The organism is Mycobacterium sp. 050272 (assembly GCF_039023525.1).
GTDB lineage: Bacteria > Actinomycetota > Actinomycetes > Mycobacteriales > Mycobacteriaceae > Mycobacterium.
Window position 1 is genome coordinate 105,915 of the sequence record NZ_JBCHKV010000001.1, and the last position, 26,443, is coordinate 132,357.

The following is a 26,443-nucleotide window of genomic DNA, read 5'->3' on the forward strand; positions in this document are numbered from 1 at the left end:
TCGGGAGGGCAGCGTGCGGTTAGCCGGTCGCCTGGTCGGCCTGGGCGCATCCGCCCTGGTCATCGCCGCGGGCCTGCTCGCCACACCGAGTGCCCCCGTCGCGCGCGCCTTCGACTGCCCCGACGTCGAGGTGATTTTCGCCCGCGGCACCAACGAGCCGGCCGGCCTGGGCCGCGTCGGTGACGCCCTGGTCGATTCGCTGCGCCAGCAGACCGGTTTGAACATCCTGCCCTACGGGGTGAACTACGCCGCCAGCAAGCTGCAGCTGCACGGCGGCGACGGGGCCAACGACACCATCGACCGCGTCAAGAAGAGCGTGGAAACCTGCCCCAACACCAAGATCGTGCTGGGCGGCTACTCGCAGGGCGCGTCGGTGATGGACATCGTGGCCGGCGTCCCGATCGGCGGTATCAGCTGGGGCAACAAGCTGCCGCCGCAGTACGCGGACAACATCGCCGCGGTGGTCACCTTCGGTGACGTGGCCGATCGCGCCGGCGGCACGCTGCCCACCCAAAGCGCATTGCTCGGCTCCAAGGCCATGGACTACTGCAACCCCAACGACCCGATCTGCCATGCCGGTCCCGGCAACGAGTGGAGCGGTCACACCGAGGGCTATGTCCCCGTCTACACCACGCAGGCGGCGCAGTTCGTGGCGTCCAAATTGGTCGGCACCGGCCAGTCGATGCCCGGGTACGGGCCGTCAGCTCCGGGTGCCGGTCCCAACACGCCCGGCTACGGCCCGCAAACGCCAGGGCAGGCACCGGGTCCCGGTTCGCCGACGCCTGGGCCGTTGAGCCCCAGCTACGCACCGCAATCACCGGCCCCGTCGGCGCCCGGACCCACGGTTCCCCAGACCGACGTGGTTGCCGCGGTTCACTAACGCGCGATCAACAACCCGTACTATCGCGGCATGAGCCTTGCCGCGAAAAGATCACGGGCGCATAACATTTGCCTCTTGGCAGCCGCCGCACTGTTGGCGGGCGCCGCGATACTGTTCGGGTCTCCGCTGATCCCCCGCGCGTTTGCCGGGTGCCCCGACGTCGAGGTGGTGTTCGCCCGCGGCACCGACGAGCCCCCCGGCCTCGGCAAAGTCGGCGGGGCGTTCGTCGATTCGCTGCGCCGCCAGAGCAGCCGCGACATCGGCTCCTACGCCGTCAACTACCCCGCCAACGACGATTTTCTGGCCGCCACCGACGGCGCGAACGACGCCAGCAACCACATTCAGCACATGGCCGACCACTGCCCCAGCACCAAGCTGGTGCTCGGCGGCTACTCGCAGGGCGCCGCCGTCATCGACATCGTCACCGCCGCACCCATAGCCGCCTTGGGCTTTCGTGATCCGCTGCCGGCCGAGGCCGCCGACCATGTCGCCGCGGTGGCCCTGTTCGGGAATCCGTCGGGGCGGGCCGGCAATCTGATGACGGCCCTGAGCCCGGACTTCGGCAACAAGATCCTCAATCTGTGCGTCCCGGGCGACCCGATCTGCTCCGACGGCAACTCGTGGCAGGCGCACCTGAGCTACGTGCCGGGACTGACCAACAAAGCAGCTCACATCGTCGCCGCCAAGATCTAGCGCGCACACAAAGATCCGGTAACACCGCGATCGCGGAGTGATCACGGCCGTTCACTAAAGCCCGCCGAAAATGCGTACCATCGGCTCATGGGGGTTAGACCGCTTGGCAACGCAGTGTTCGCGACATGCATGATCGCCGGCTCGGCTTTGGCGCTGGCTCCGGTGGCCTCGGCGGGGCCACCGTGCCCGGGTGCCGAGGTGGTGTTCGCCCGCGGCCGCGAGGAACCGCCGGGCGCCGGCCTGGTCGGTGATGCGTTCGCGAACTCGCTGCGCGCCAAGACGCAGCTGCCGGTCGGCGTCTACGGGGTCAACTACCCCGCCGACGTCGATCCCGCCAAGGGCGCCAACGACATGAGCAGCCACGTCCAGTACATGGCCAAGCATTGCCCGACCACCCGCGAGGTGCTCGGCGGCTACTCGCTCGGGGCGGTGGCCGCCGATCTGGTGATCGCGGTGACCCAGCCCTCGTTCGGCTTCAAGAACCCGCTGCCTCCGGGCATCGATCAACACGTGGCCGCGGTCGCGTTGTTCGGCAACGGCACGCAGCGGGTGCTCGGCCCCGTCCCCGGCTTCAGCCCGGCCTTCGCCGGCAAGACGATCGAGGAGTGCGCCCCCGGCGACCCGATCTGCAACGGCAACGGCAAGGCGGTGTGGGCGTCGCATCTGCAGCCCTCCTACATCGACTCGGGATTGGTCGATCAGGCGGCCGGCTTCGCCGCGGGCAAGCTGTAGGCGTATTCCACAGGCGCACAGGCAATTCCCAGGCACCTCGAGTGGCGATTGCCACAACGTCACCGGACAATGCAGTCGTGACGACCACCGCCGCGACCGACCGTGACACCTCGCCAGCCGCTGCCCGGGAAACGCTCGAAGACTACACGCTGCGCTTTGCCCCGCGCAGCTACCGCCGGTGGTCCACCGCGGTGGTGGGCATCTCCGCACTAGGCGGCATCGCGTATCTGGCCGACTTCGCGATCGGCGCCAACCTCGGCATCACCTACGGCACCGCAAATGCGTTGTGCGGAATCGGGATTTTCGCCGTCGTGATCATCGCGACCGGACTGCCGCTGGCCTACTACGCGGCGCGCTACAACATCGATCTGGATTTGATCACCCGCGGCAGCGGCTTCGGTTACTACGGCTCCGTGGTGACCAACGTGATCTTTGCCACGTTCACGTTCATCTTTTTTGCGCTCGAAGGCTCGATCATGGCCCAAGGCCTGCAGCTGGGCTTGCATATTCCGCTGTGGATCGGCTACGCCTGCTCGACGCTGGTCATCTTCCCGTTGGTGATCTACGGCATGAAAGTGCTCTCCCAGCTTCAGCTTTGGACCACACCGCTGTGGCTGCTACTGATGGTCGCGCCATTCATCTATCTCGTCACCAGCCATCCCGAGTCGGTCGGCGAGTTCTTCTCCTACACCGGCAAGGCGCCCCACGGCGGCGTCGACGCCGGCTCGGCGCTGCTGGCCGCGGGCGTGTGCCTGGCGCTGATCGCCCAGATCGCCGAACAGATCGACTACTTGCGGTTCATGCCGCCGCGCACGCCGCGAAACTCCCGCAGCTGGTGGACCTGGGTGGTGTTGGCCGGTCCCGGTTGGGTGCTGTTCGGCGCGATCAAGCAAATCGTCGGGCTGTTCCTGGCCATCTATCTCGTCTTCCACCTGACGGGTTCGCTGTCGATCGCGAATCAGCCGGTGCACCAATTCGACGAGATCTACGGCAACTTCCTGCCGGACTGGCTGGCACTTACGCTGGCCGTGATCCTGGTGGTGCTCAGCCAGATCAAAATCAATGTGACGAACGCTTATTCGGGTTCGCTGGCCTGGACCAACTCGTTCACCCGCGTCACCAAGCATTACCCCGGCCGCGTCGTCTTCCTCGCCGTGAACCTGACGATCGCACTAATCCTGATGGAAGCCAACATGTTCGACTTCCTCAACACGATCCTGGGTTTCTACGCCAACTGCGGAATGGCGTGGGTGGTGGCGGTGGCTTCCGACATCGTCTTCAACAAGTACTTGCTGGGTCTGTCGCCGAAGGCGCCCGAATTCCGCCGCGGCATGTTGTACCCCGTCAACCCGGTCGGCTTCGGTTCCATGCTGCTGGCCGCGGGGCTGTCGATCATCGCATTCTTCGGTGGACTAGGCCCCGAGTTACGTCCTTATTCGCCGTTGGTCGCCATCGTCGTCGCGCTGGTGATGCCGCCGATCCTGGCGATCGCGACGCGGGGCAAGTACTACCTGCGCCGCGCCGACGACGGCATCGAAGTCCCGATGTACGACGAGCACGGCAACCCCGCGGCCGATGAATTGACCTGCCACGTCTGCAATCACAACTTCGAACGTCCCGACATGCTGGCCTGCCAGGTCCACGAAGCGCACATCTGCTCACTGTGCCTGGCCACCGACAAGCAGGCCGAGCATCTACTGGGGGCCCAGCACTAGCGGGTGCGCAGATCCCGGGTGATCAGGATGCGCGACGCGAGCTCGTCGTCGCGCGGATAGTCCACGCCAACCAACGTCAGACCCTGCGCCGGAGCGGCCGCGAAATCACTGGATCGTGTTGTTGCGCTAAGTAATTCACGACACCACTCTCGAGAGCGCCGGTGTTCGCCGACGGCCAGTAGCGCGCCGACCAGTGAGCGCACCATCTGCCAGCAGAACGCATCGGCGGTGACGTGCGCGGTGATCAGGTCGCCGTCGCGCGACCAGTCCAGCCGCTGCAGGTCGCGAATCGTGGTGGCACCGTCGCGGTAGCGGCAGAAAGCTGCAAAGTCGTTCAGCCCCACCAGGTCTTGCGACGCCTCGCTCATCGCGTCCACATCCAGCTCCCGCGGCCACGCGGTGATGTAGCGCGCCTGCTGCGGCTGCGCGCCGTAGGCAGCCGTCGACAACCGGTACTCGTAATGACGCCGCAGCGCCGAGAAGCGCGCATCGAAACTAGCTGGGGCGCGGGCAATTCCGAGCACCCGAACGTCGGTGGGTAAAAAGCGGCCCAGCCGGCGCAGTAGCGGCAGGAATTCCGGGTCGCCGGCGCGCGGCGAACGTGGGTAGGCGTTGGGCAAGGCGGCGGCGGGCACATCGACATGGGCCACCTGTCCGGTGGCATGCACTCCCGTGTCGGTGCGCCCGGCCGCCCACAGCTTTACCGGCGTGCGGAAAACCGTCGTCAGCGCGTCGTCGATGACGCCGGCGACAGTGCGCTGCCCCGCCTGCGTTGCCCAGCCCGCGAAATCGGTTCCGTCGTAGGCGATATCGAGCCTAAGACGGACGTCTTCGCTACTTGTCGGAGGACTCGTCACCCTCGTCGGCGGCCTCGGGCTCGGTGGCAGCCTCGGCCTCGGCAGCCGGCTCGGCCGCGTCGGTCGTGGTCTCTTCGGCCTCGGGAGCCGTCGCCTCTTCGGCGGTCGGGCCTTCGGCGGCCTCGGGCTCGACCGCGGCCTGCGGCGCGGCGGCCGCGGCCACCGGCGCAGAGGCCGCTTCCGAAGTCTTCTTCGAAGCCTTCACCCGACGCGCCCGGTCGGCCTCCGAGGTGACGGTCTTTTCCTGCACCAACTCGATCACGGCCATCGGGGCGTTGTCGCCCTTGCGCGCCTCGACCTTGATGATGCGGGTATAGCCACCCTCACGATCGGCGAAGTGGGGCCCGATCTCCGCGAAAAGGGCGTGCACCACGTCCTTGTCGCGGATCTTCTTCATCACCTCTCGGCGATTGTGCAGCGTGCCCTTTTTCGCGTGCGTGATCAGCTTCTCCGCGTATGGCCGCAGCGCACGTGCCTTCGGTTCGGTCGTCTTGATGCGACCGTGCTCGAACAGCGACGTGGCCAGGTTGGCCAGCAGAGCCTTCTGGTGCGAAGACGACCCGCCGAGGCGAGGGCCCTTGGTGGGCTTGGGCATTGCACTATCTCCTATTTAGCGGCCGACCCCCGTATCAGGTAGGGCCGGGACGGATTCTTTAAAGCTGTTCGGTTTCGGCGTAGTCCGCGTCGTCGTACGACGCCTCGCTGGACCAGGTGCCCGTGGCGACGTCGTAACCCGCGACCTCCGACGGGTCGAAGCTCGGCGGGCTGTCCTTGAGCGACAGGCCCAGCTGGTGCAGCTTGACCTTGACCTCGTCGATGGACTTCTGGCCGAAGTTGCGGATGTCCAGCAGGTCGGACTCGGTGCGGCTGACCAGCTCGCCGACGGTGTGCACACCCTCACGCTTGAGGCAGTTGTAGGACCGCACGGTCAGATCCAGGTCATCGATCGGCAGCGCGAACGAGGCGATGTGGTCGGCCTCGGCCGGCGACGGCCCGATCTCGATGCCCTCGGCCTCGACGTTGAGTTCACGTGCCAGACCGAACAATTCGACCAGGGTCTTACCCGCCGACGCCAGGGCGTCGCGGGGGGTGATCGAACTCTTGGTCTCGACGTCCAGGATCAGCTTGTCGAAGTCGGTGCGCTGCTCGACCCGGGTGGCGTCCACCTTGTAGGTGACCTTGAGCACCGGCGAGTAGATGGAATCGACTGGGATACGGCCGATTTCGGCACCGGAAGCGCGGTTCTGCACGGCCGGCACGTAACCACGACCACGCTCGACGACAAGCTCGACTTCGAGCTTGCCCTTGTCGTTCAGCGTCGCGATGTGCATGCCGGGGTTGTGCACCGTGACGCCGGCGGGCGGCACGATGTCACCCGCGGTGACCTCGCCCGGGCCCTGCTTGCGCAGGTACATGGTGACCGGCTCGTCCTCCTCGGAGGACACGACCAGACCCTTGAGGTTCAGGATGATGTCGGTGACATCCTCCTTGACGCCGGGCACGGTGGTGAACTCGTGCAGCACGCCGTCGATGCGAATGCTGGTCACGGCCGCGCCGGGAATCGACGACAGCAGCGTGCGCCGCAGCGAATTGCCAAGGGTGTAACCGAAACCCGGCTCCAGCGGTTCGATGACGAACTGGGACCGGCTGTCGGTGAGGATTTCCTCGGACAGTGTGGGTCGCTGAGAAATCAGCATGGTGTTTCTTTTCTCCTTCTCGGCACCCGCTATTTGATGCCGTTAGGGTTTTCCAGTTCGGCGGCTGCCGACTGGAAGTCTTTAGCTACTTCGAGTAGTACTCGACGATGAGCTGCTCGGTGAGCGGCACGTCGATCTGTGCGCGCTCGGGCAATTGGTGCACGAGGATGCGCTGACGCTCCCCCACCACCTGCAGCCAGCTCGGGATCGGACGGTCGCCCGCCGTCTCCCGCGCGATCTGGAAGGGCACCGTGTTCAGCGACCCGTCCCGCACGTCGATGATGTCGTACTGCGACACCCGGTAGCTGGGCACGTTGACGTGCACGCCGTTGACGCTGAAGTGCCCGTGGCTGACCAGCTGGCGGGCCATCCGGCGGGTGCGCGCCAGCCCGGCGCGGTACACGACGTTGTCCAGCCTGCTTTCCAGGATCTGCAGCAGGTTCTCACCGGTCTTGCCGGTGTGGCGCACGGCCTCTTCGTAGTAGCGACGGAACTGCTTTTCCATCACGCCGTAGGTGAAGCGGGCCTTCTGCTTCTCCTGCAGCTGCAGCAGGTATTCGCTTTCCTTGATCCGCGCGCGGCCGTGCTGGCCGGGCGGGTAGGGACGCTTCTCGAAGGCCTGGTCGCCACCGACGAGGTCGGTGCGCAGCCGGCGCGATTTGCGCGTGATGGGTCCGGTGTAACGAGCCATGTTTTTTACCTAGACCCTTCTGCGCTTGGGGGGGCGGCAGCCGTTGTGCGGCTGGGGGGTGACGTCGGAAATCGCGCCGACCTCCAGGCCCGCGGCCTGCAGCGAACGGATCGCGGTCTCCCGGCCCGAGCCCGGGCCCTTCACGAACACGTCGACCTTGCGCACCCCGTGCTCCTGGGCCTTGCGCGCGGCGTTCTCCGCGGCGAGCTGCGCGGCGAACGGCGTCGACTTACGCGAACCCTTGAAGCCGACGTGGCCCGACGACGCCCAGGCGATGACGTTGCCCTGCGGGTCGGTGATGCTCACGATCGTGTTGTTGAACGTGCTCTTGATGTGCGCGGCGCCGTGCGGGATGTTCTTCTTTTCCCGCTTGCGGGTCTTCTGCCCCTTTTTGGGGGCCGACGCTGATGCCTTCTTGGCTGGTGGCATGGGCGGTTACCTGGCCTTCTTCTTGCCGGCGATGGTGCGCTTGGGGCCCTTGCGGGTACGCGCGTTGGTCTTGGTGCGCTGGCCACGCACTGGCAGGCCGCGGCGGTGCCGCAGGCCCTGGTAGCAGCCGATCTCGATCTTGCGGCGGATGTCTGCCTGAACCTCGCGGCGCAGGTCACCCTCGACCTTGAGGTTGGCCTCGATGTAGTCACGCAGGTGGGTCAGCTGGTCGTCGGTGAGGTCCCGGGTGCGCAGATTCCGGTCGATGCCGGTCGCTTCCAAGATCTCGTTGGAGCGGGTACGGCCAATGCCGAAGATGTAGGTCAGCGCGATCTCCATCCGCTTGTCACGCGGCAGATCGACGCCTACTAGTCGAGCCATAGGTGGCGTTTCCTCTTTTACTAAGCGGAGGTCTTTTCCCAGCCCGTTCCCGAGTTGTTCGGGGCCCGGCCTCCGACCGGGCGTAGGTGAGCGGCGTATCCACTCAGTGGTGCTGGGAGGTCTGCATTCAGTTGTGGGTGCTACTGCGAGTTAGCCCTGGCGCTGCTTGTGGCGTGGATCGGAGCAGATCACCATGACCCGCCCATGCCGACGGATCACCCTGCACTTGTCGCAAATCGGCTTCACGCTGGGGTTGACCTTCACGGCTCTTCGATCCTGTTCTCGTCTGTTGTTTGGTTACTTGTACCGGTACACGATGCGGCCCCGGGACAGGTCGTAGGGAGACAGCTCCACTACCACCCGGTCCTCGGGCAGGATGCGGATGTAGTGCTGCCGCATCTTGCCGCTGATGTGGGCAAGCACCTTGTGACCGTTCTCCAGCTCAATGCGAAACATCGCATTGGGCAGAGGTTCGACCACCCGGCCCTCGACCTCGATGGCGCCGTCCTTCTTGGCCATAACTACTCGTCAAATCCTCGTCGTTTAGTTTCGTTGTCGTCTGCGCCAACAACGGCACAGCATTCACACCGACTTTGGAACGTGAGCCGGTGACAGGAAATTCCTAGGGAACGGACACACAAAAAAGCCGGCGCGAAATGTCGCACCGTCGTTCCATGGTACCCGCTCGTGCGGCGTGGCCAAAATCCGCGATCCGGGCGCTCGCGGGCGCCACCTCGACCCACCACACCAGGCCTGACAAGCGCATACTTGACCACGATGACACGTCCCCATGATGGCACCGCGCAGGCACGCAAACCGGTGATCCTGACCGTCGACGACGATCCCGCGGTTTCCCGCGCTGTGGCCCGGGACCTGCGGCGCAAATACGGCGAAGACCACCGCATCGTGCGCGCCGAGGCCGGTCCCGAGGCGCTGGAAACCCTCAAGCAGCTCAAGCTGCGCGGCGAAACAGTTGCCGCGCTGATCGCCGACTACCGCATGCCGCAGATGAGCGGCATCGAGTTTCTCGAACAGGCGATGGATTTATACCCGGTGGCGCGCCGCGTGCTGCTGACCGCCTACGCCGACACCCACGCCGCGATCGACGCGATCAACGTCGTGGACCTGGACCACTACCTGCTCAAGCCGTGGGATCCGCCGGAGGAGAAGTTCTACCCCGTGATCGACGGCCTGCTCGAGGCCTGGCGGGCGGCCCCGGAACACCCCATCCCGCACACCAAGGTGATCGGGCATCGCTGGTCGGCGCGGTCCTGGGAGGTGCGCGACTTCCTGGCCCGCAACGGCCTCTACTACACCTGGTTCATGGCCGACGAGCCCGACGGCGAGCGACTCCTGCAGGCGGCCGGCGAAGACGGCAAACGGCTGCCCGTCGTCGTCACCGAGCACGGTGACCCGCTGGTGGAACCCTCCGACGCCGAGCTGGCCGACAAACTGGGCCTGTCCTCCACCCCGTCGCAGGAGTTCTACGACCTGATCGTGATTGGCGGGGGGCCCGCGGGCCTGGCCGCCGCCGTGTACGGCGCGTCCGAGGGACTGCGCACGGTGCTCATCGAGCACACCGCGACCGGCGGGCAGGCCGGGCAGAGCTCGCGCATCGAGAACTACCTGGGCTTCCCGGACGGAGTATCGGGTGGCCAGCTGGCCGAGCGGGCACGCCGGCAGGCCGAGAAGTTCGGCGCCGAGATCATCACCGCCCGCAGGGCGACCGGCCTCGAGGTGAACGGATCCAAGCGCACCGTGCGCTTCGCCGACGGCGGGTCGATCGACGCGCACGCCGTCATCCTGGCCACCGGTGTCTCCTACCGTCAGCTGAGCGCCGAGGGACTCACGGAGCTGACCGGCTGCGGCGTCTACTACGGCGCCGCGGTGTCGATCGCCTCGGACTGCGAGGACGAAGAGGTCTATGTGATCGGCGGCGCCAACTCCGCCGGCCAGGCCGCGATGTATCTGTCGCGCACGGCCAAATCGGTCAACATCGTGGTGCGCGCTCCGTCGCTGGAGGCGTCGATGTCGTACTACCTGATCCAGCAGATCGAGGCGAATCCCAAGATCAACGTGCTGACCTGCACCGAAGTGCGACGCGCCACCGGCGACGGCCACCTGGAGAAGCTGACCCTGGTCAACAACCGGACCGAGCAAGTCGAGGACGTCGCCTGCGGCCGGATGTTCATCTTCATCGGCGCCGCCCCGCGCACCGAATGGCTGGACGGGGTGCTGGCCCGCGACCACCACGGCTTCATCCTGACCGGCCCGGACCTGCGCAACGTGTGCGGCTGGACGCTGGACCGGCCACCGCATCACCTGGAAACCAGCGTGCCGGGCGTCTTCGCCACCGGCGATGTCCGCTCCACGTCCGCCAAACGGGTCGCGGCCGCCGTCGGTGAAGGGTCGATGGCCGTGATGCTGGTCCACCGCTACCTGGCCGAGTCCTAGGAGGGTCGCGCGTCATGACCGCCGATACGCCGTGTGAGCCCGACGAACTGCGCTCCCTGTTCCTGTTCGAGTCTCTGACCGACGAACAGCTCGCGGTGCTGTGCAGCAACGGGTGCATCGAGGAGTACCAGCCGGGGCCGATCTGTGTGGAAGGCGAACCGGCGACCTGCTTCTACGTGCTGCTCGAGGGCGAACTGACGATGTCCAAGCTGTCCGGCGGCCAGGACATCGAAACCAACCGCACCTCGCAACGCGGCGTGTACGCGGGGGCCTGGCGGGCGTTCACCGGCGGGAAGCAGAAGACCTACGACGCCTCGGTGCACGTGACCAAGCCGTCGCGGTTTTTCGTGATGGACGCGCCGGTGTTCGCCCAGTTCATGCGCGACCAGTTCCCGATGGCGGTGCACCTGCTCGACGGCATCGCCGTCGGCACGGACCGGACCCGCCGCATCATCGACAACCGGGAGAAGCTGCTGGCGCTGGGCCGATTGTCGGCCGGGCTGACGCACCAGCTCAACAACCCGGCCGCGGCGATCGCGCGGGCCGCAGCGGATCTGCGCGAACGCGTGGCCAATATGCGCCACAAGCTGGCGATGCTCGCCGACGGGACGATCTCCCCCGAGGTGCTGGGCGCGCTGGTGCGATTGCAGGAGCGGGTCGCCGAGCAGGTCGCCAAGAAGTCGTCCGAACACCTGAGTGCGCTGGAGACCTCGGACCGCGAGGACGCCGTCGGCGACTGGCTGGACGAGCACGGCATCGACGGCGGCTGGGACATCGCGCCGACGTTCGTCGAGGGCGGCATCGACACCGATTGGCTGGAGCGAATCGCCGCGGTCAGTGACGAGCTGGCCGCGTCGGCATCGCTGGAGATGGCGATTCGATGGATCAACTACACCATCGAGAGCGAGCTGCTGATGAACCAGATACTCGAAGCGAGTAAACGGATTTCGGCACTGGTCGCCGACGCCAAGCAGTACTCGCAGATGGATCGGGCCCCGTTCCAGGTGGCCAACGTGCACGACCTGCTCTACAGCACGCTGGTGATGTTCGCCGACCGGTTGACCAAGGACGGCAGCAAGGACGAAAAATCGATCACCCTCGTCAAGGATTTCGACAAATCGTTACCCGAAATCCCTTGCTACCCAGGCGATCTCAATCAGGTGTGGACCAACATCATCGACAACGCGCTCGCCGCGATGCGCGATACGGGCGGCACGCTGACCGTGCGCACCTGCCGCTACCACGACAACATGGCGCGGGTCGAAATCTGTGACACCGGGCCGGGCATCCCCGCCGATATCCGCGAGCACATCTTCGAGCCGTTCTTCACCACCAAACCCTTCGGCGAGGGCACCGGCCTCGGGCTGGATCTGGCGTTCAACATCGTCGTCAAGAAACATCGCGGCGACCTGCGGGTGGAATCGGTGCCCGGCGACACCCGATTCATCGTCCTGCTGCCGCTGGAGATGCCCGTCGCCGACGTCGCCGCCGTGGATGACGACGAGGATCTGGACGAGGCGGAATAGCACCCACGGCGACCGGGTTGGAGACGGCATGACCGATGCAGCTGCAAGCAAGCCCGATCTTGGCCGGTTCGGATCGTTCGGACGTGGCGTAACGCCGCAACAAGCAAAGGAAATCGAGGCACTGGGCTACGGAGCCCTCTGGGTAGGCGGGTCACCGCCAGCCGAGCTGGCCTGGGTGGAGCCCATCCTGGAAGCGACGAGCACGTTGCAGGTGGCCACCGGCATCGTAAACATTTGGACCGCACCCGCCAACGAGGTCGCCGAGTCGTTCCATCGGATCGACCAGGCCTATCCGGATCGTTTTGTGCTCGGCATCGGCGTCGGCCACCGCGAGGTGATCAGCGAATATCGCAAGCCCTACGACGCGCTGGTCGAGTACCTGGACTCACTCGACGAGTACGGCGTGCCCGCCCATCGCCGGGTGGTGGCCGCGCTGGGGCCACGGGTGCTGGGCCTCTCGGCGCAGCGCAGCGCCGGCGCGCACCCGTATTTGACGACGCCGGAGCACACCGCGCAGGCGCGCGAGCTGATCGGGCCGTCGGCATTCTTGGCACCTGAGCACAAGGTGGTGCTGACCACTGACGCCGACGAGGCCCGCGCCGTCGGGCGCAAGGCGCTGGACATCTACTTCAACCTGGCCAACTACCGCAACAACTGGAAGCGGTCGGGCTTCGGCGAGGACGAGGTCGTCCGTCCGGGCAGCGACCGCCTGGTCGACGCGGTGGTGGCCTACGGCACTGCCGACGCGATCGCCGCGCGGCTCAACGAGCATCTCGAGGCAGGGGCCGACCACGTGCCCGTGCAGGTCCTCACCAAAGATGAAAACCTGGTGTCGGCTTTGGCTGAATTGGCGGGGCCGCTCGGACTGAACCGTTCGTAATCGACCGCGGAGGGGACCTCGATGAACGACGCCGCAGCACTCAAACCCAACCTCGGCCGCTACGGCGCCTGGCTGCCGACCCGATCCATCACGCCCGAGCTGGCCGCCGAGATCGAAGCCCTCGGGTATTCGGCGGCCTGGATCGGCGGGTCACCGGACGCCGATCTGGCGTGGGTGGAACCGGCGCTGGCGCAGACCACTTCGCTGCAACTGGCCACCGGCATCGTCAACATCTGGACGGCGCCGGCCGCACCCGTCGCCGAGTCGTTCAAGCGCATCGAAAGTGCTTACCCTGGAAGGTTTTTGCTCGGCATCGGGGTGGGACACCCCGAGCACACCCAGGAGTACGTCAAGCCCTACGCCGCGCTGGTCGGCTATCTCGATGCCCTCGACGAGGCACTGGTGCCGACCAGCCGGCGGGTGCTCGCCGCGCTCGGGCCCAAGGTGTTGGCGCTGTCCGCCGAACGCAGCGCCGGTGCCCACCCGTACCTGACCACGCCCGAGCACACGGCCAGGGCGCGCGAACAGCTCGGCAATTCGGTGTTCCTGGCCCCGGAGCACAAGGTGGTGCTGACCACCGACCGCGATAAGGCACGCGAGGCCGGCCGTCAGATCGTCCAGCACTATCTGGGGCTGAGCAACTACGTGAACAACTGGCTGCGGCTGGGATTCACCGAGGCCGACGTGCGCACGCCCGGCAGCGACCGGCTGATCGACGCGGTGGTCGCGTACGGCACCCCGGAGGCCATCGTGAAGCGGCTGAGCGAGCACCTCGACGCCGGCGCCGACCACGTCGCCATCCAGGTGCTGGGCGGCTACAACGAAGAGACGCTGCTGCCCGCGCTGAGAGAACTGGCTGGGCCGCTTGGGCTGACCCCCGCGAGCTGACCGCTGCCCTCGGTTAGGGTTTGACCATGCGGCTGCTGGTCACTGGTGGCGCCGGTTTCATCGGCGCGAATTTCGTGCACAGCACCGTGCGCGAACGTCCCGACGTTTCAGTAACGGTGCTGGACGCCCTGACTTACGCCGGCCGGCGTGAATCGCTGGCCGACGTCGACGACGCGATCAGGCTGGTCGAGGGCGACATCTGCGACGCCGAGCTGGTGTCTAGGCTGATCGCCGAATCCGACGCGGTGGTGCACTTCGCCGCGGAGAGCCACGTCGACAACGCGCTGGACAATCCCGAGCCGTTTTTGCACACGAACGTGGTCGGCACGTACACGATCCTGGAAGCGGTACGCCGTCGCGGGGTGCGGCTGCACCACATCTCGACCGACGAGGTCTACGGCGATCTCGAGCTCGACGACCCGCAGCGCTTCACCGAGTCGACGCCGTACAACCCGTCGAGCCCGTACTCGGCAACCAAGGCCGCGGCCGACATGCTGGTCCGGGCGTGGGTTCGCTCGTACGGCGTGCGCGCGACGCTGTCCAACTGCTCGAACAACTACGGGCCGTATCAGCACATCGAGAAGTTCATCCCGCGCCAGATCACCAACGTGCTGACCGGCAGACGGTGCAAGCTGTACGGCGCCGGCGCCAATGTCCGCGACTGGATCCACGTCGACGACCACAACAGCGCGGTCTGGCAGATCCTGGACAAGGGCCAGATCGGTCAGACCTACCTGATCTCCGCCGAGGGCGAGCGCGACAACCTGACCGTGCTGCGCACGCTGCTGCGCATGATGGGGCGCGACGAAGACGACTTCGACCACGTCACCGACCGCGTCGGCCACGATCTGCGCTACGCCATCGATCCGTCGCTGCTGTGTGACGAATTGCACTGGGCGCCAAAGCACACCGACTTCGAAGAGGGATTGGCTGAAACCATCGACTGGTATCGGGCAAACGAATCCTGGTGGCGTCCGCTGAAGGACGCATCGGAAGCCCGCTACGAACAACGGGGGCAGTGAGATGGAAGTTCGTGAACTCAAGGTGCCCGGCGCCTGGGAAATCACCCCGAGAATTCACGGCGATTCGCGCGGCATGTTCTTCGAATGGCTGAAAAACACCGATTTCGGTTCGTTCGCCGGTCATGGGCTGAATGTGCAACAGGCCAATTGCTCGGTATCGGCCGCCGGGGTGCTGCGCGGGCTGCACTTCGCCCAGCTCCCCCCCAGCCAGGCCAAATACGTGACCTGCGTGCGAGGTGCGGTGTTCGACGTAGTGGTCGACATTCGGGTCGGCTCACCGACATTCGGCCAATGGGACTCGGTACTGCTCGACGACCAGGACCGGCGCACCATCTACATCTCCGAGGGCCTCGGGCACGGTTTCCTTGCGCTGCAAGATGATTCGACAGTGATGTACTTGTGCTCCGCGGAATACAGCCCACAGCGCGAGCACACCATCCGCGCCACCGACCCGGCCCTGGGCATCGACTGGCCGCTGGTCGACGGTGTCGCCCCAAGTTTGTCCGACCGCGACGCCGTTGCCCCCAGCTTCGCCGAAGTGCGCGCCGCCGGGCTGCTGCCCACCTGGGACGAGGCGCAGCAGTTTGCATCCCAGCTGCGCGGCAAATCCTGAAATACTGACCGCCGAACCGCAACTGCTGAAGCTTGTGGACGTCGGCGCCACCTGCGCGTAGCAAAGCGGCAACGTCGGGTTGGCATTAAACCCACGTTTGTCGCGGGTTCATCGACTAACTTGGGCATTCCGTGCGGAAATTCTGGCCGGCCGCGCGGGTCGACGACAGATACGGATTTGTACGCATGAAGTTAGCGGAGGTGTTCGATCCTCGATGTAACGCGTTGAACCTGTTTCGGCTGGGGTTGGCCGCTGAGGTCATGCTGTTTCACTCCTGGCCGATCACGGGCCACATGCCGCCGCACGCGCTACTTCAGCTGATGTTCGCGGTGGGCGTCGACGGGTTCTTCGCGATCTCGGGATTCTTGATCACCGCGAGTTGGCTCCGCGACCCGCACGTCCGTGACTATCTCGCCGCCCGAGCCCTGCGCATTCTGCCCGGGCTCTACGTCTGCCTGATCGTCACCGCGTTCGTTTTTGCCCCGCTCAGCGTCGCGGTCCAGGGCGGCTCGCCGGCGAAGCTACTGCTGTCCAGCGCGCCGTTCGAATACGTCTTGAAAAACGCCACCCTGGTGGCGGTGCTTCAGTTCGATGTCGCCGGGACACCGCTGCAGGTCGCGTCCCCGGGAATCTGGAACGCTTCGCTATGGTCCCTGATCTGGGAAGTGCTGTGCTACATCAGCATTGCCGTGATCGGCCTTGTCGGGCTTGCCAACCGCCGCTGGATTTCGCCCGCGATCCTGGTGCTCGCGGCGAGTGCCGCGACACTGTTACCGCCACTGACCTTCCCCGGGTCATGGACCATCCCCCAGCTCGCCGTGCGCTCGGCCATCATGTTTTCCGCTGGCGCCCTGATGTATCAGTGGCGTGACGTGATTCCCGCTCGGTGGTCGCTCGTCGCGGTCAGCGTGGTCATCGTCGTCGCAGCCGCCGTGCTGTTGCCGGATTACCGGGTGGTCGCTGCCCTTCCGCTGGCATACGCCGTGATTGTTTCGGGTGCCCTCATCCGCAAGAAGCGCCTGACGTTACGTACGGATCTGTCCTACGGCTACTACATTTATGCATTTCCGACTCAGCAGTTGCTAGTGGTTTTTGGGCTCGGATTCCTACATCCGGCGGTGTTCTTTGTCGTTGCGGTAGTCGCGACGCTGCCGCTGGCTGCGATGAGCTGGTTCTGCGTCGAGAAGCCGTCGATGGCGCTGAAGTCTCGTCTCAAACGGAAGTGGGCTACTCCCGTAGACGCCGAAGCTGACAATGCACAAGGCACCCCGGCGATCGATCCGACCGCCGGGCAGCCGGCTTCCGACGCTCAGGGCACGGCGTAGACAGGCCTGCTTTCGCCCTCGCTCGCCGGGGGCGTGAAATCGACTACCTTGGGCATCCGGTGCCGTATTCGGGCGCCCGACAGGGGTTGTCGAGGGATGCAGGCGGGGGCTATGAAGCTGGGTCAGATTTTTGATCCCCGAAACAACGCGCTGAACCTGTTTCGACTGGGGCTGGCCGCCGAAGTCATGCTGTTCCATTCCTGGGCGGTCACCGGCCGCACCCCGCCGCACGTGCTGCGCCAGCTGCTCTTCTCGGTGGGTGTTGACGGCTTCTTTGCGATTTCGGGATTCCTGATCACCGCGAGTTGGCTCACCGATCCGAAGCTGCGTGACTTTCTCGCGGCTCGGGCGCTGCGCATTCTGCCCGGGTTCTACGCCTGCCTGATCGTCACCGCGTTCGTGTTCGCCCCGCTCAATGCGGCGATCGCAGGTGGTTCGGCCGTGCGGCTGCTGAGGTCGTTCGCGCCGTTCGAGTACGTCCTGAAAAACGGTGCGGTGGCCTACATCCAGCACTTCATCGGCGGAACCCCGCGCGGCGTCCCCTTTGCCGTCGGTGGCTGGAACGCTTCGCTGTGGTCGCTGATCTGGGAACTGATGTGCTATCTCACCGTTGCCGGTATCGGGCTGGCCGGCCTGGCCAATCATCGCTGGATTTCACCAGTACTGCTGGGCGTGGCCACAATTGGCGCGATGTTGGTGCCGCCGCTAGCCTTCCCGGGAGTATGGACTTTCTCACAGCTCGCGGTGCGTTCGGCGATCATGTTCGCCGCGGGTGCGCTGCTGTATCAGTGGCGCGATGTGATGCCCGCTCGATGGTCACTCGTCGCGGTCAGCGTCGTCATCGTTGCGGTCGCCGCCGTCCGGCTGCCCGACTACCGGGTGGTCGCTGCCCTGCCACTGGCCTATGCCGTCATCGTTTCGGCAGCCAAGATCCACCACCGACGCTTGCGCTTGCGTACCGATCTTTCCTACGGCGTCTACATCTACGCGTTCCCGACTCAGCAGTTGCTGGCCAGTTGCGGTCTCGCGACGCTGAATCCGATAGCGTTCGCCGGTGTGTCGGCGACAGTGGTGGTGCCGCTGGCCACACTGAGTTGGTTCGCGATCGAAAAACCCGCGCAGTCTCTCAAGTTTCGGCTCAAACGGAAATGGTCTGGCGCGCAGCTCGCCACAGCGGGCAAATCCTGACGCCGGCCGGGATGGCGAACCGCGTTTTCGGGACCAAAGACCCGATGCGAAGACGACACAATGCGCTTAAATGCAGGAACAGGTTAATGCCGGGAACGGGGACGGCTGGTGATAACGGATGAAACTCGGGCAAGTATTCGATCCGCGAAGCAATGCACTGAATGCGTTGCGGCTGGCCATGGCCGCCGAAGTGATCCTTTGGCATTCGTTCGCCGTCACCGGTGGCGTCCTGCCGTCCGCGCACATACGGCAATTGCTGTTCGGGGTGGGCGTCGACGGGTTCTTTGCGATCTCGGGCTTCCTGATCACCGCGAGCTGGCTCAACAACCCGCAAATCCGTGACTATCTCGTCCACCGCGCTGTTCGCATTCTCCCCGGGCTCTATGTCTGCCTGGCGGTGACCGCGTTTGTCATCGCGCCGGTCGGTGTGGCGATTCAGGGTGGGCCGGCACTAAGGCTGCTGTTGTCCAGCGCGCCATTCGAGTACGTGGTGGAAAACGCCGCCGTCGCGGTGCTCAAGTTCGATGTCGGTGGCACGCCGACCGGAGTCCCCATTGTGGGGATGTGGAATGGATCGCTGTGGACCCTCATCTATGAGGTGCTGTGCTACGCCGGCGTGGCGATCCTCGGGCTGGTGGGACTGGCCGCGCGTCGATGGACTTCTGCGGTGGTGTTGGCATTGGCGTTGCTTCTCGCTGCGTGCTTGCCGCCCATGACATTTCCCGGAATATGGAGCAACGAGCAATGCATCGCGCGCTTCGCCATCGTGTTTGCCGCGGGCGCCTTGGTATACCAGTGGAAAGACATGATTCCCGCTCGCTGGTCACTGGTCGCGCTGTGTGTGGGCATCGTCGTGCTGAGCGGCCTGCTCCCTGACTACCGGCTGGTCGGCGCCGTTCCGTTGGCATACGCCGTCATCGTTTCCGGCGCGCTGGTCCACAACAGGTATTTGCGGTTGCCCACGGATCTGTCCTACGGCGTCTACATTTACGCTTTCCCGGTCCAGCAGTTGCTTGTTATCAGCGGGCTGGTCGGTACGAATCCCTTTGTGTTCGCTGTCATTGCGACGATCGCTACCCTGCCGCTGGCCGCTCTGAGCTGGTTCCTGATCGAAAAGCCGGCACTGGCCCTGAAATCTCGATTCAAGAAGAAGCCGGTTGACGCCGAGCTCTCCGAAGCCAGCCGAACCTGAGGCCGCCGGGAAGGTCGGCAAGCGTCCACAACAGCACGGTCAGCACTTCGGCTCCGACGCTGATCGCCGCGTACGGCGCCGGGTCCCAACCCTGCTCGGAAAAGCCGAAAAGTCCGGCGGTGCGCGACAATGCGAAGGCTACCAGCGAACCGCCGGAGATCGCGGCCCCGGCCCAGCGCAGCCACCAGGGACCACCCACCAGGATCAGCACGGCTACCGCGAACGAGACACTGGCCTGCACCAGGAACCCGGTACCGATCGTTGGAATATGCTGGTATCCATGGACATACAGGTAGGCATGGCTGGCGGCACTGGCGAGCAACGACGCGGCAAAGCCCACCCGGATCAAGATATTCATTGCAGCCTCTGTTCTTTCAACGCCAGGGCGGTCTCACCCTTGGTGTAACTGACCTCCCGAATGCCGAGCGCGTCGTGCAGCTTGCCGGCCGGCAGCGTGATCGGCTTGGGTGCCGGCCCATCGCCGGGGTGCGGCAGCGGGTAGGCGGTCGTGGTCCCGCTGTAGAACGACACATTGCCTTCAGTCTTCGAAAACACTTGGTGGACATGGCCGTTGATGCATGTCACCGAGGAAAACCGGCGCAGGTAACTGAGGGCCTGGGTGGCGTCGTCGGTGCCCCAGCCCCAGTCCGGGTACATCGCGAACAGCGGGATGTGACTGAACACGATGATCGGCGTGTCGCTGGACAGGCCCGCGACGTCCTTCTCGACGAACTCCAGCTGATCGACGCCGAGATGTCCGAGCTTGCGCAGGTTCAGCGTGTTGACCAGTGCGATCACGTGAACGCCGGCGGTGTCGAAGCTGTACCACCCGTCACCTACCGATCCCGCCCCGAATACCTTGCGGTACTTCTGACCCGCGTCGTCGACCGAGTCGTGCTCCCCCGGGACGGTGAACACGTGCGGCGTCTTCAGCCCGCCCATCATCTGCTTCACCTGGTCGAACTGCTCGGGGGTGGACAGGTGCGTGAGGTCACCGGTGTGGACGACGAAATCGGGTGTGTAGCCGAGGTTGTTGACCTGATCGATGGCGTGGCCGAAGGTGCCGGACACGTCCGGGTTGGGCGCACCGGTGAAGCCGAGGTGACTGTCGCTGATCTGGGCGAAGCGCAGGGCGGGCCGGGTCTTCGCGTGCTCGGCCGCGGCGGCCCCGGCGACATGGGAGATCACCTCGCCACCGGCGACGGCGAACCCCACCGCCGCACCGAACCATGCCCCGTGCCGGATCAGCTGCCGGCGACTCATCGTGTTGGGGCCGCGGTTGGTGTTCGTGTCGGTATTCACTGCGTCACCACCACGGTGCCGTGCATCATCGGGTGAATCGAGCAGACGTAGTCGAAAGTCCCTGCGGTGGAGAAGGTATGGGTGAAACTGGCTCCCGTCCCCATGCCGGGTGAATGAAACGAACCGTCGCTGGCGGCCACGGTGTGGGGTTCTTCGTCACGATTGATCCAGGTGACCGTGGTACCCACGCTGACCTTCAGCGTGGCGGGAGCGAACGCGAAGCCGTCGATGGTGACCTGGTTACCGCTGGCCGGTGCCGACGGCGCGGTCACCGATGGCGTCGCACCGGAATCCGGCTTCATGGTGACCGACGCGTGCGCATCGGGCCGCGACGCGGAGCACCCGGCCAGCAACAGCGCCCCCGCCGCCAGCAAGGCAAGGTGTTTTCGGAACGTGGCAATCATCATGCCCAGTGATAGGGCCGGTGGTTACACCGCTAGGCCGGCCGTTCCGGGTACGGCGGCGGGGCGAGCACCTCGACGACGCCGTTGACCTCACGAACCATCAATGTAGGCAATGGCTTTGGGGCGATCGGTAATTGATGGGTGAGCACTTCTCCCGCGGGAGAGAACGAGGTCGAGTGGCAGGGGCAGCGCAACCTGTCGTCTGGGGCGTCGAACCACAATTTGCATCCTTGATGCGTGCACACCCCGGACACCGCCTCGAGCTTGCCGTCGACGCGGCGAACGAATCCGCTGACCGATCCCAGATCGAACGCATGCATGCGGCCGTCCGGAACATCCGAACTGGCCGCGACTTGCTGCCAGCTTCCGTCGTTGGGCCTGAGTTGTCCTGCGACCGCGGGACCTTCGGTGACGCCTCCGGTCACGGCTCGATCGATCGAAACCGCGGTGACGGCGGCGGCCGCCGCGGCCGACGTGCCGACGATCACCTGGCGTCGCGTGGTGTTCTGCTTGGGTGCCGGCGGCGCGGACGGTACGCCGGACATCTGTTCGGCAAGCCGCCGGTGCAGTTCGGTGAGGAATTCCTGGCGCGGGGCGGCCCCCGCCTCGCAGCCCTGCCCGGCAGCGCGCAGCTCGATCGCCATGCGGATCTGGGCGGCCTCGAAATCAGTGGGCGCAAACGGTTTTGGCCGCCGTCCCCGCAGCATATCGTCGACGTAACGGCGCAATCCTCGCGCGTTCATGACTGGCCCCCATCGTTGACCTGTGCCGCCAGCCGCAGCGCGCGATGTTGAAGCACCTTGGCGTTGGCGACGCTGATTCCAAGTTCCGCGGCTGACTCCTTGATTGAATTGCCTTGCAGGAACCGTAGTTCCAAAATTTGTCGATAGCGGTCGGGCAGGCTTTCTAGTACGTGGGCGACACGTGCCGGCGCATTGCTGATCGCGTCCTCGCTATCGGGCGGTTGCTCGATGTCCTCCTCGATCGACGTTATCTCCCGTCCAAGGGTCTCGCGCCAGTGCGCGGCCAGTACCGTTCGCGCCGTGGCGCGCAGGTACGCGCGCACCTCACCGACGCTCGCGGTCAGCCGCAGCGGCCGCAATGCGGCCAGGAAAACCTCGGCGGTGAGATCCTCGGCGTCCGCCCGGTTGCCGACCCGGGCGAACAGCGTGCGGTACACCCAGTCCGCGTTGTCCTCGTACACGGCTTGCCAGTCGGCATAGCCATGAGCGCCTGGGTCGGGCACCGCGCGCAGGGGGCGCGATCCCGTGGGTTCGTTTCGTGACGTCACATGTCTCCCTCACCCGATCAATAACAGCGGGGGTTACACGCGGTCAGGCGCGGCGCGCGAAGATTCATCGACAATCAGCTCGTCGAGCTTCGCCGCGGTGGCGGACAGGACTGTTTTGGCCACGCCGAGGATCCGGTCGCGCACCCGGGGTTTGGCCGAGGCCGGTGGCAGCAACTGGCCCACCAGGTGACCGAAGAGATCCAGGCGCGAGCCGGACAGCCAAGCAGTCAGGTCGGGGTCGTCGAACCAGCGCAGTTGATTGCTGTAGTCGGCCAGCGCGATGCGTAACCAGTCCAGGTCGGTGTCGGGGTGCGGCAGCGGCACCCCCAGCCGGTTGCGGGTCGCGTCATCCGGATAGGCCGCCTCCAGGTGGGCGATCAGCGAGGCGCTGAATATCTGTTGGCAACCACGCACGCTTTGCAACGTGATGCGCCCCGAATCGAAAATTGGAGTGGCAGGACGCTTTTCGGCTCCGTCGGCGGTGCAGTCGATAAAGAGTGCGCGCCCGCGGATCGCCACGTCGCCGCCCTCGAGGACCATCCTGTCGTCCGCATTGTCCTTCTCAATGGCCAGCAGATGGCCCTTGCGCACGATGTCACCGATGCGGCGCAGCTGCTCCAGCTCGGCCTGGGTGACGGTCGCGCAGCGGTACATGGTGGGGCGCACGGCCGGGTCTATCCGCAGCAGGGTGCCGGCGTCCTCGAGCCGGGCGAACAGGTCGTCGGCCGAGGTGGCGTCCCTGATCGCGCGCAGCTGGGCGATGAATCCGGCTTTGATGCGGTCGGCGAACGCCGCCCCGGGCTGCATCGTGGCGCGATCCAGCAGCCACGAGTCGCGCGGCATGATCCAGGTCAGCCGGTCCGGCGCGACGCCATGGCCGAGCAGCCACAGGCAGGTGTCGACGCCCGTCTTGCCGGCCCCGACGATGACGTAGCGCTCGTGGGCGCCGCGACCCGGCAGGTCGTTGGGTGCGACGCAGACGGTGCCGGGCGCGATCGGATACGGCGGCGGGCGCATCGCGGGCACCATCACGCGCATGTAGGTGGCATCCACCACCCGGCGGGCCACGTCGACGGTGTACTCGTCGCCCGCCAGTGTGACGAAGCGGCCCGCACCGAGGTACTGGCTCATCGGGAAATAGCGGACCCGCCCGGTCGGCACCAGCTGCTGGCGCATGACGTGGTCGTAGTACGAGCAGACTTCTCCGGCCGTTGCCAGCTCGTACAACCCCCGGTTCCAGCCGGCCTGGTCGATCGTGTCGCGGCCCAGCCGCAGCGAGTTGACCCCGTAGAAAACCGACGGCTGATGCAAGCGGACGAACGGGTAGGCGGTGGTCCAATGCCCACCGGGCGCGTCGTTGCGGTCCACCACCACGACGCTGGCCTCCGTCTCGGAGACCAGCGTGTCGATGAACGCCATGCCCATGGCGCCCGCGCCGATGACCAGGTAATCGGCCTCGATGGTCTGCATACGGCTCAACGCTAACCCGCGTTGTCAGCGCGGGTAACCCACCTTGCCAAGGTCAGAACGCGGTTACTAGGATATGCAAGTATCCGCTTACGCACTGGAACAAGACCCAAGGGCACCCCATGACCACACAGATCCCGCACTTCATCGACGGGAAGCGCGTCTCCGGCCAATCCACTCGCACGGCCGATGTCTTCAACCCCAGCACCGGCGAGGTGCAGGCAGAAGTCCCCATGGCATCGGCGGCCGACGTCGACGCCGCGGTCGCCTCGGCGGTCGAGGCCCAAAAGGGCTGGGCCGCAACGAACCCGCAGCGCCGCGCCCGGGTCATGATGAAGTTCATCGAGCTGGTCAACAGCAATATGGACGAGCTGGCCGAGTTGCTGTCGCTCGAGCATGGCAAGACAGTGCCCGACGCACGCGGCGACATTCAGCGCGGCATCGAGGTGATCGAGTTCGCCATCGGCATCCCGCATCTGCTGAAGGGCGAATACAGCGAGGGCGCCGGCCCGGGCATCGACGTCTACTCGCTGCGCCAGCCCCTGGGCGTGGTCGCGGGGATCACCCCGTTCAACTTCCCGGCGATGATTCCGCTGTGGAAGGCCGGGCCGGCGTTGGCGTGTGGAAACGCGTTCGTGCTCAAGCCAAGTGAGCGCGACCCCTCGGTTCCGGTGCGGCTGGCCGAGCTGTTCCTCGAGGCCGGTCTGCCCCCAGGCGTCTTCCAGGTCGTGCACGGCGACAAGGAAGCAGTCGACGCGATCCTGGCGCACCCCGACATCAAGGCCGTCGGCTTCGTCGGCAGCTCCGACATCGCGCACTACATCTACTCGACAGCCGCGGCCAACGACAAGCGCTCGCAGTGCTTCGGCGGCGCCAAGAACCACATGATCGTGATGCCCGACGCCGACCTGGACCAGGCCGTCGACGCGCTGATCGGCGCCGGATACGGCAGCGCCGGCGAGCGCTGCATGGCGATCAGCGTCGCGGTGCCCGTTGGCGAGCAGACCGCGGATCGGTTGCGCGCCAGGCTGGTTGAGCGGATCAACCAGCTGCGGGTCGGCCACAGCCTGGACCCCAAGGCCGACTACGGCCCGCTGGTCACCGAGGCCGCCGTCACCCGGGTGCGCAACTACATCGACCAGGGCGTGGCAGCCGGCGCCGAGATCGTCATCGACGGCCGCGAGCGGCGCAGCGACGACCTGACCTTCGGTGACGCCAACCTCGAAGGGGGCTTCTTCATCGGGCCGACCCTGTTCGACCACGTCACCACCGACATGTCGATCTACACCGACGAGATCTTCGGGCCGGTGCTGTGCATCGTGCGAGCCCACGACTACGAGGAGGCCTTGCGCCTGCCGTCGGAGCACGAATACGGCAACGGTGTCGCGGTCTTCACCCGCGACGGGGATGCCGCGCGTGATTTCGTGGCACGCGTCGAGGTGGGCATGGTCGGTGTCAACGTGCCGATCCCGGTGCCGGTGGCCTATCACACCTTCGGCGGCTGGAAGCGCTCCGGCTTCGGCGACCTCAACCAGCACGGCCCGGCGTCCATCCAGTTCTATACCAAGGTGAAGACCGTGACGTCGCGGTGGCCATCCGGCATCAAGGATGGCGCCGAATTCGTCATCCCGACAATGGATTAGGTCATGTTCACCCTGAACGACGACGAACGGGTCATTACCGAGACGGCAGCGGCATTCGCTGCCAAGCGGATTGCTCCGTATGCCCTGGAATGGGAAGCAGCGCAGCACTTTCCGACCGATGTCTTGCGGGAAGCCGCCGAGCTCGGCATGGCGGCGATCTACTGCCGCGATGACGTCGGTGGCAGCGGGCTGCGCCGCCTCGACGGGGTGCGGATCTTCGAGCAGCTGGCCATCGCCGATCCCACCACCGCCGCGTTCCTGTCCATCCACAACATGTGCGCGTGGATGATCGACAGCTTCGGCACCGACGAGCAACGTAAGGAATGGATTCCGCGGCTGGCGCCGATGGACGTGATCGCCAGCTACTGCCTGACCGAGCCCGGCGCCGGATCCGATGCCAGCGCCCTGAGCACCCGTGCCGTCAAGCACGGCGACGACTACGTGCTCGACGGCGTCAAGCAGTTCATCTCCGGCGCGGGCGCTTCGGATGTCTACCTGGTGATGGCCCGCACCGGCGGCGAGGGACCGCGCGGCATTTCCGCCTTCATCATCGAAAAGGGCACGCCCGGAATGAGTTTCGGCGCGCTTGAGGAGAAAATGGGCTGGCACGCCCAGCCGACCGCACAGGTGATCCTGGAGGGCGTGCGGGTTCCCGCCGACGCGATGCTGGGCGGTGCCGAGGGTGAGGGCGCCGGCTTTGGCATCGCGATGAACGGCCTCAACGGCGGCCGGCTCAACATTGCGGCGTGTTCGCTCGGCGGTGCACAGTCGGCCTTCGACAAGGCCGGGGCGTACGTGCGCGAGCGTCACGCGTTCGGCTCCGCACTGCTCGACGAGCCCACCATCCGCTTCACCCTGGCCGACATGGCCACCGGGCTTCAGACCTCACGACTGATGTTGTGGCGGGCGGCAAGCGCATTGGACGCCGACGACCCCGACAAGGTCGAGCTGTGTGCGATGGCCAAACGCTACGTCACCGACACCTGCTTCGATGTCGCGGACAAAGCGCTGCAACTCCACGGCGGTTACGGCTACCTGCGCGAGTATGGTCTGGAAAAGATCGTCCGCGATCTTCGGGTTCACCGAATCCTCGAGGGGACCAACGAAATCATGCGGGTGGTCATCGGTCGCGCCGAGGCCGGCCGATTCCGGGCCACCGCTTAGGAAGGCAGC

Annotated in this window: 29 protein-coding genes; 15 read left to right on the top strand and 14 right to left on the bottom strand. The window is 65.7% G+C overall.

The genetic code is table 11. The features are described 5' to 3' along the window. Window positions 1-13 precede the first annotated feature (13 nt). The 4 genes from AAHS21_RS00465 (at window position 14) to AAHS21_RS00480 (ending at window position 4,020) form a co-directional block, all read left to right on the top strand. Window positions 14-880, top strand: a complete 867-nt coding sequence (locus tag AAHS21_RS00465; RefSeq protein WP_342926521.1) for a cutinase family protein — start codon at window positions 14-16, stop codon at window positions 878-880. A gap of 30 nt (window positions 881-910) precedes the next feature. After that, window positions 911-1,573: a cutinase family protein gene (locus tag AAHS21_RS00470; RefSeq protein WP_342925795.1), complete on the top strand. Its 663-nt coding sequence runs from the start codon at window positions 911-913 to the stop codon at window positions 1,571-1,573. Window positions 1,574-1,660: 87 nt separating this feature from the next. Further along, the gene (locus AAHS21_RS00475) at window positions 1,661-2,305 is read left to right on the top strand and encodes a cutinase family protein (RefSeq protein ID WP_342925796.1); all 645 of its coding nucleotides are present in this window, start codon (window positions 1,661-1,663) and stop codon (window positions 2,303-2,305) included. 77 nt (window positions 2,306-2,382) lie between these two features. Then, the gene (locus AAHS21_RS00480) at window positions 2,383-4,020 is read left to right on the top strand and encodes a hypothetical protein (RefSeq protein WP_342925797.1); all 1,638 of its coding nucleotides are present in this window, start codon (window positions 2,383-2,385) and stop codon (window positions 4,018-4,020) included. Here the strand turns inward: AAHS21_RS00480 and truA are convergent. The 8 genes from truA to infA all read right to left on the bottom strand — a co-directional run bounded on the left by truA (window position 4,017) and on the right by infA (window position 8,594). Then, a complete protein-coding gene (gene truA / locus AAHS21_RS00485; RefSeq protein ID WP_342925798.1) occupies window positions 4,017-4,877 on the bottom strand; it encodes a tRNA pseudouridine(38-40) synthase TruA in 861 nt (286 codons plus the stop codon). The genes AAHS21_RS00480 and truA overlap by 4 nt on opposite strands. Beyond that, window positions 4,855-5,472, bottom strand: coding sequence for a 50S ribosomal protein L17 (rplQ, locus tag AAHS21_RS00490; RefSeq protein ID WP_342925799.1), 618 nt, complete (start codon window positions 5,470-5,472; stop codon window positions 4,855-4,857). Before rplQ ends, truA begins: the two co-directional genes overlap by 23 nt. Before the next feature lie 58 nt (window positions 5,473-5,530). Continuing rightward, complete coding sequence (locus AAHS21_RS00495) at window positions 5,531-6,574, bottom strand: DNA-directed RNA polymerase subunit alpha (protein ID WP_096284885.1); 1,044 nt, start codon at window positions 6,572-6,574, stop codon at window positions 5,531-5,533. Window positions 6,575-6,659: 85 nt separating this feature from the next. Further along, a complete protein-coding gene (gene rpsD / locus AAHS21_RS00500) occupies window positions 6,660-7,265 on the bottom strand; it encodes a 30S ribosomal protein S4 (protein ID WP_342925800.1) in 606 nt (201 codons plus the stop codon). 9 nt (window positions 7,266-7,274) lie between these two features. After that, window positions 7,275-7,694, bottom strand: coding sequence for a 30S ribosomal protein S11 (gene rpsK / locus AAHS21_RS00505; RefSeq protein WP_342925801.1), 420 nt, complete (start codon window positions 7,692-7,694; stop codon window positions 7,275-7,277). A 6-nt stretch (window positions 7,695-7,700) separates the two neighbouring features. Then, window positions 7,701-8,075 carry a 30S ribosomal protein S13 gene (rpsM, locus tag AAHS21_RS00510; RefSeq protein ID WP_025737540.1) on the bottom strand — a complete coding sequence of 125 codons (375 nt, stop codon included), beginning with the start codon at window positions 8,073-8,075 and terminating at the stop codon, window positions 7,701-7,703. A gap of 150 nt (window positions 8,076-8,225) precedes the next feature. Beyond that, window positions 8,226-8,339, bottom strand: coding sequence for a 50S ribosomal protein L36 (gene rpmJ / locus AAHS21_RS00515; protein ID WP_003879483.1), 114 nt, complete (start codon window positions 8,337-8,339; stop codon window positions 8,226-8,228). Between the two features lie 33 nt (window positions 8,340-8,372). Beyond that, window positions 8,373-8,594, bottom strand: coding sequence for a translation initiation factor IF-1 (gene infA, locus AAHS21_RS00520; protein ID WP_003418601.1), 222 nt, complete (start codon window positions 8,592-8,594; stop codon window positions 8,373-8,375). Between the two features lie 258 nt (window positions 8,595-8,852). On the opposite strand from infA, the gene AAHS21_RS00525 reads away from it, so the two are divergent. The 9 genes from AAHS21_RS00525 to AAHS21_RS00565 all read left to right on the top strand — a co-directional run bounded on the left by AAHS21_RS00525 (window position 8,853) and on the right by AAHS21_RS00565 (window position 19,163). Beyond that, on the top strand, window positions 8,853-10,529 hold the full coding sequence (locus AAHS21_RS00525) for an FAD-dependent oxidoreductase (protein WP_342925802.1): 1,677 nt from the start codon (window positions 8,853-8,855) through the stop codon (window positions 10,527-10,529). 14 nt (window positions 10,530-10,543) lie between these two features. Then, the gene (locus AAHS21_RS00530) at window positions 10,544-12,055 is read left to right on the top strand and encodes an ATP-binding protein (RefSeq protein WP_342925803.1); all 1,512 of its coding nucleotides are present in this window, start codon (window positions 10,544-10,546) and stop codon (window positions 12,053-12,055) included. A gap of 28 nt (window positions 12,056-12,083) precedes the next feature. Next, a complete protein-coding gene (locus AAHS21_RS00535; protein ID WP_342925804.1) occupies window positions 12,084-12,935 on the top strand; it encodes an LLM class F420-dependent oxidoreductase in 852 nt (283 codons plus the stop codon). Window positions 12,936-12,956: 21 nt separating this feature from the next. Beyond that, window positions 12,957-13,823 carry an LLM class F420-dependent oxidoreductase gene (locus AAHS21_RS00540; RefSeq protein ID WP_342925805.1) on the top strand — a complete coding sequence of 289 codons (867 nt, stop codon included), beginning with the start codon at window positions 12,957-12,959 and terminating at the stop codon, window positions 13,821-13,823. A 26-nt stretch (window positions 13,824-13,849) separates the two neighbouring features. Next, window positions 13,850-14,845, top strand: coding sequence for a dTDP-glucose 4,6-dehydratase (gene rfbB / locus AAHS21_RS00545; RefSeq protein ID WP_342925806.1), 996 nt, complete (start codon window positions 13,850-13,852; stop codon window positions 14,843-14,845). Between the two features lies 1 nt (window position 14,846). Continuing rightward, window positions 14,847-15,458 carry a dTDP-4-dehydrorhamnose 3,5-epimerase gene (gene rfbC, locus AAHS21_RS00550; protein WP_342925807.1) on the top strand — a complete coding sequence of 204 codons (612 nt, stop codon included), beginning with the start codon at window positions 14,847-14,849 and terminating at the stop codon, window positions 15,456-15,458. Window positions 15,459-15,643: 185 nt separating this feature from the next. Next, window positions 15,644-16,783, top strand: a complete 1,140-nt coding sequence (locus AAHS21_RS00555) for an acyltransferase (protein WP_342925808.1) — start codon at window positions 15,644-15,646, stop codon at window positions 16,781-16,783. Window positions 16,784-16,894: 111 nt separating this feature from the next. Beyond that, window positions 16,895-17,971, top strand: coding sequence for an acyltransferase (locus AAHS21_RS00560; RefSeq protein WP_342925809.1), 1,077 nt, complete (start codon window positions 16,895-16,897; stop codon window positions 17,969-17,971). A 118-nt stretch (window positions 17,972-18,089) separates the two neighbouring features. After that, window positions 18,090-19,163: an acyltransferase gene (locus tag AAHS21_RS00565; protein WP_342925810.1), complete on the top strand. Its 1,074-nt coding sequence runs from the start codon at window positions 18,090-18,092 to the stop codon at window positions 19,161-19,163. Here the strand turns inward: AAHS21_RS00565 and AAHS21_RS00570 are convergent. From AAHS21_RS00570 to AAHS21_RS00595, 6 genes are read right to left on the bottom strand one after another with little or no spacing between them, the layout of a single operon-like run. After that, window positions 19,114-19,521, bottom strand: a complete 408-nt coding sequence (locus AAHS21_RS00570) for a hypothetical protein (RefSeq protein WP_342925811.1) — start codon at window positions 19,519-19,521, stop codon at window positions 19,114-19,116. The two genes, AAHS21_RS00565 and AAHS21_RS00570, sit on opposite strands and share 50 nt — an antisense overlap. Continuing rightward, window positions 19,518-20,426 carry a metallophosphoesterase gene (locus tag AAHS21_RS00575; RefSeq protein ID WP_342926522.1) on the bottom strand — a complete coding sequence of 303 codons (909 nt, stop codon included), beginning with the start codon at window positions 20,424-20,426 and terminating at the stop codon, window positions 19,518-19,520. The genes AAHS21_RS00570 and AAHS21_RS00575 overlap by 4 nt, the downstream gene beginning before the upstream one ends. 35 nt (window positions 20,427-20,461) lie before the next feature. Next, the gene (locus AAHS21_RS00580) at window positions 20,462-20,872 is read right to left on the bottom strand and encodes a cupredoxin family copper-binding protein (protein ID WP_342925812.1); all 411 of its coding nucleotides are present in this window, start codon (window positions 20,870-20,872) and stop codon (window positions 20,462-20,464) included. Between the two features lie 29 nt (window positions 20,873-20,901). Further along, entirely contained in the window at window positions 20,902-21,612 is a 711-nt protein-coding gene (locus AAHS21_RS00585; protein WP_342925813.1) for a Rieske (2Fe-2S) protein, read from the bottom strand. Then, the gene (locus tag AAHS21_RS00590) at window positions 21,609-22,160 is read right to left on the bottom strand and encodes a sigma-70 family RNA polymerase sigma factor (RefSeq protein ID WP_342925814.1); all 552 of its coding nucleotides are present in this window, start codon (window positions 22,158-22,160) and stop codon (window positions 21,609-21,611) included. The genes AAHS21_RS00585 and AAHS21_RS00590 overlap by 4 nt, the downstream gene beginning before the upstream one ends. A gap of 33 nt (window positions 22,161-22,193) precedes the next feature. After that, window positions 22,194-23,630 (bottom strand): NAD(P)-binding protein, encoded by a 1,437-nt coding sequence (locus AAHS21_RS00595; RefSeq protein WP_342925815.1) that lies wholly within the window; start codon window positions 23,628-23,630, stop codon window positions 22,194-22,196. A 119-nt stretch (window positions 23,631-23,749) separates the two neighbouring features. Here AAHS21_RS00595 and AAHS21_RS00600 point away from each other — a divergent pair, with 119 nt between their 5' ends. Together AAHS21_RS00600 and AAHS21_RS00605 are read left to right on the top strand one after the other, a co-directional pair. Beyond that, the gene (locus AAHS21_RS00600) at window positions 23,750-25,270 is read left to right on the top strand and encodes a CoA-acylating methylmalonate-semialdehyde dehydrogenase (RefSeq protein ID WP_342925816.1); all 1,521 of its coding nucleotides are present in this window, start codon (window positions 23,750-23,752) and stop codon (window positions 25,268-25,270) included. A gap of 3 nt (window positions 25,271-25,273) precedes the next feature. Continuing rightward, window positions 25,274-26,434: an acyl-CoA dehydrogenase family protein gene (locus tag AAHS21_RS00605; protein ID WP_342925817.1), complete on the top strand. Its 1,161-nt coding sequence runs from the start codon at window positions 25,274-25,276 to the stop codon at window positions 26,432-26,434. The last annotated feature ends 9 nt before the right edge of the window (window positions 26,435-26,443 follow it).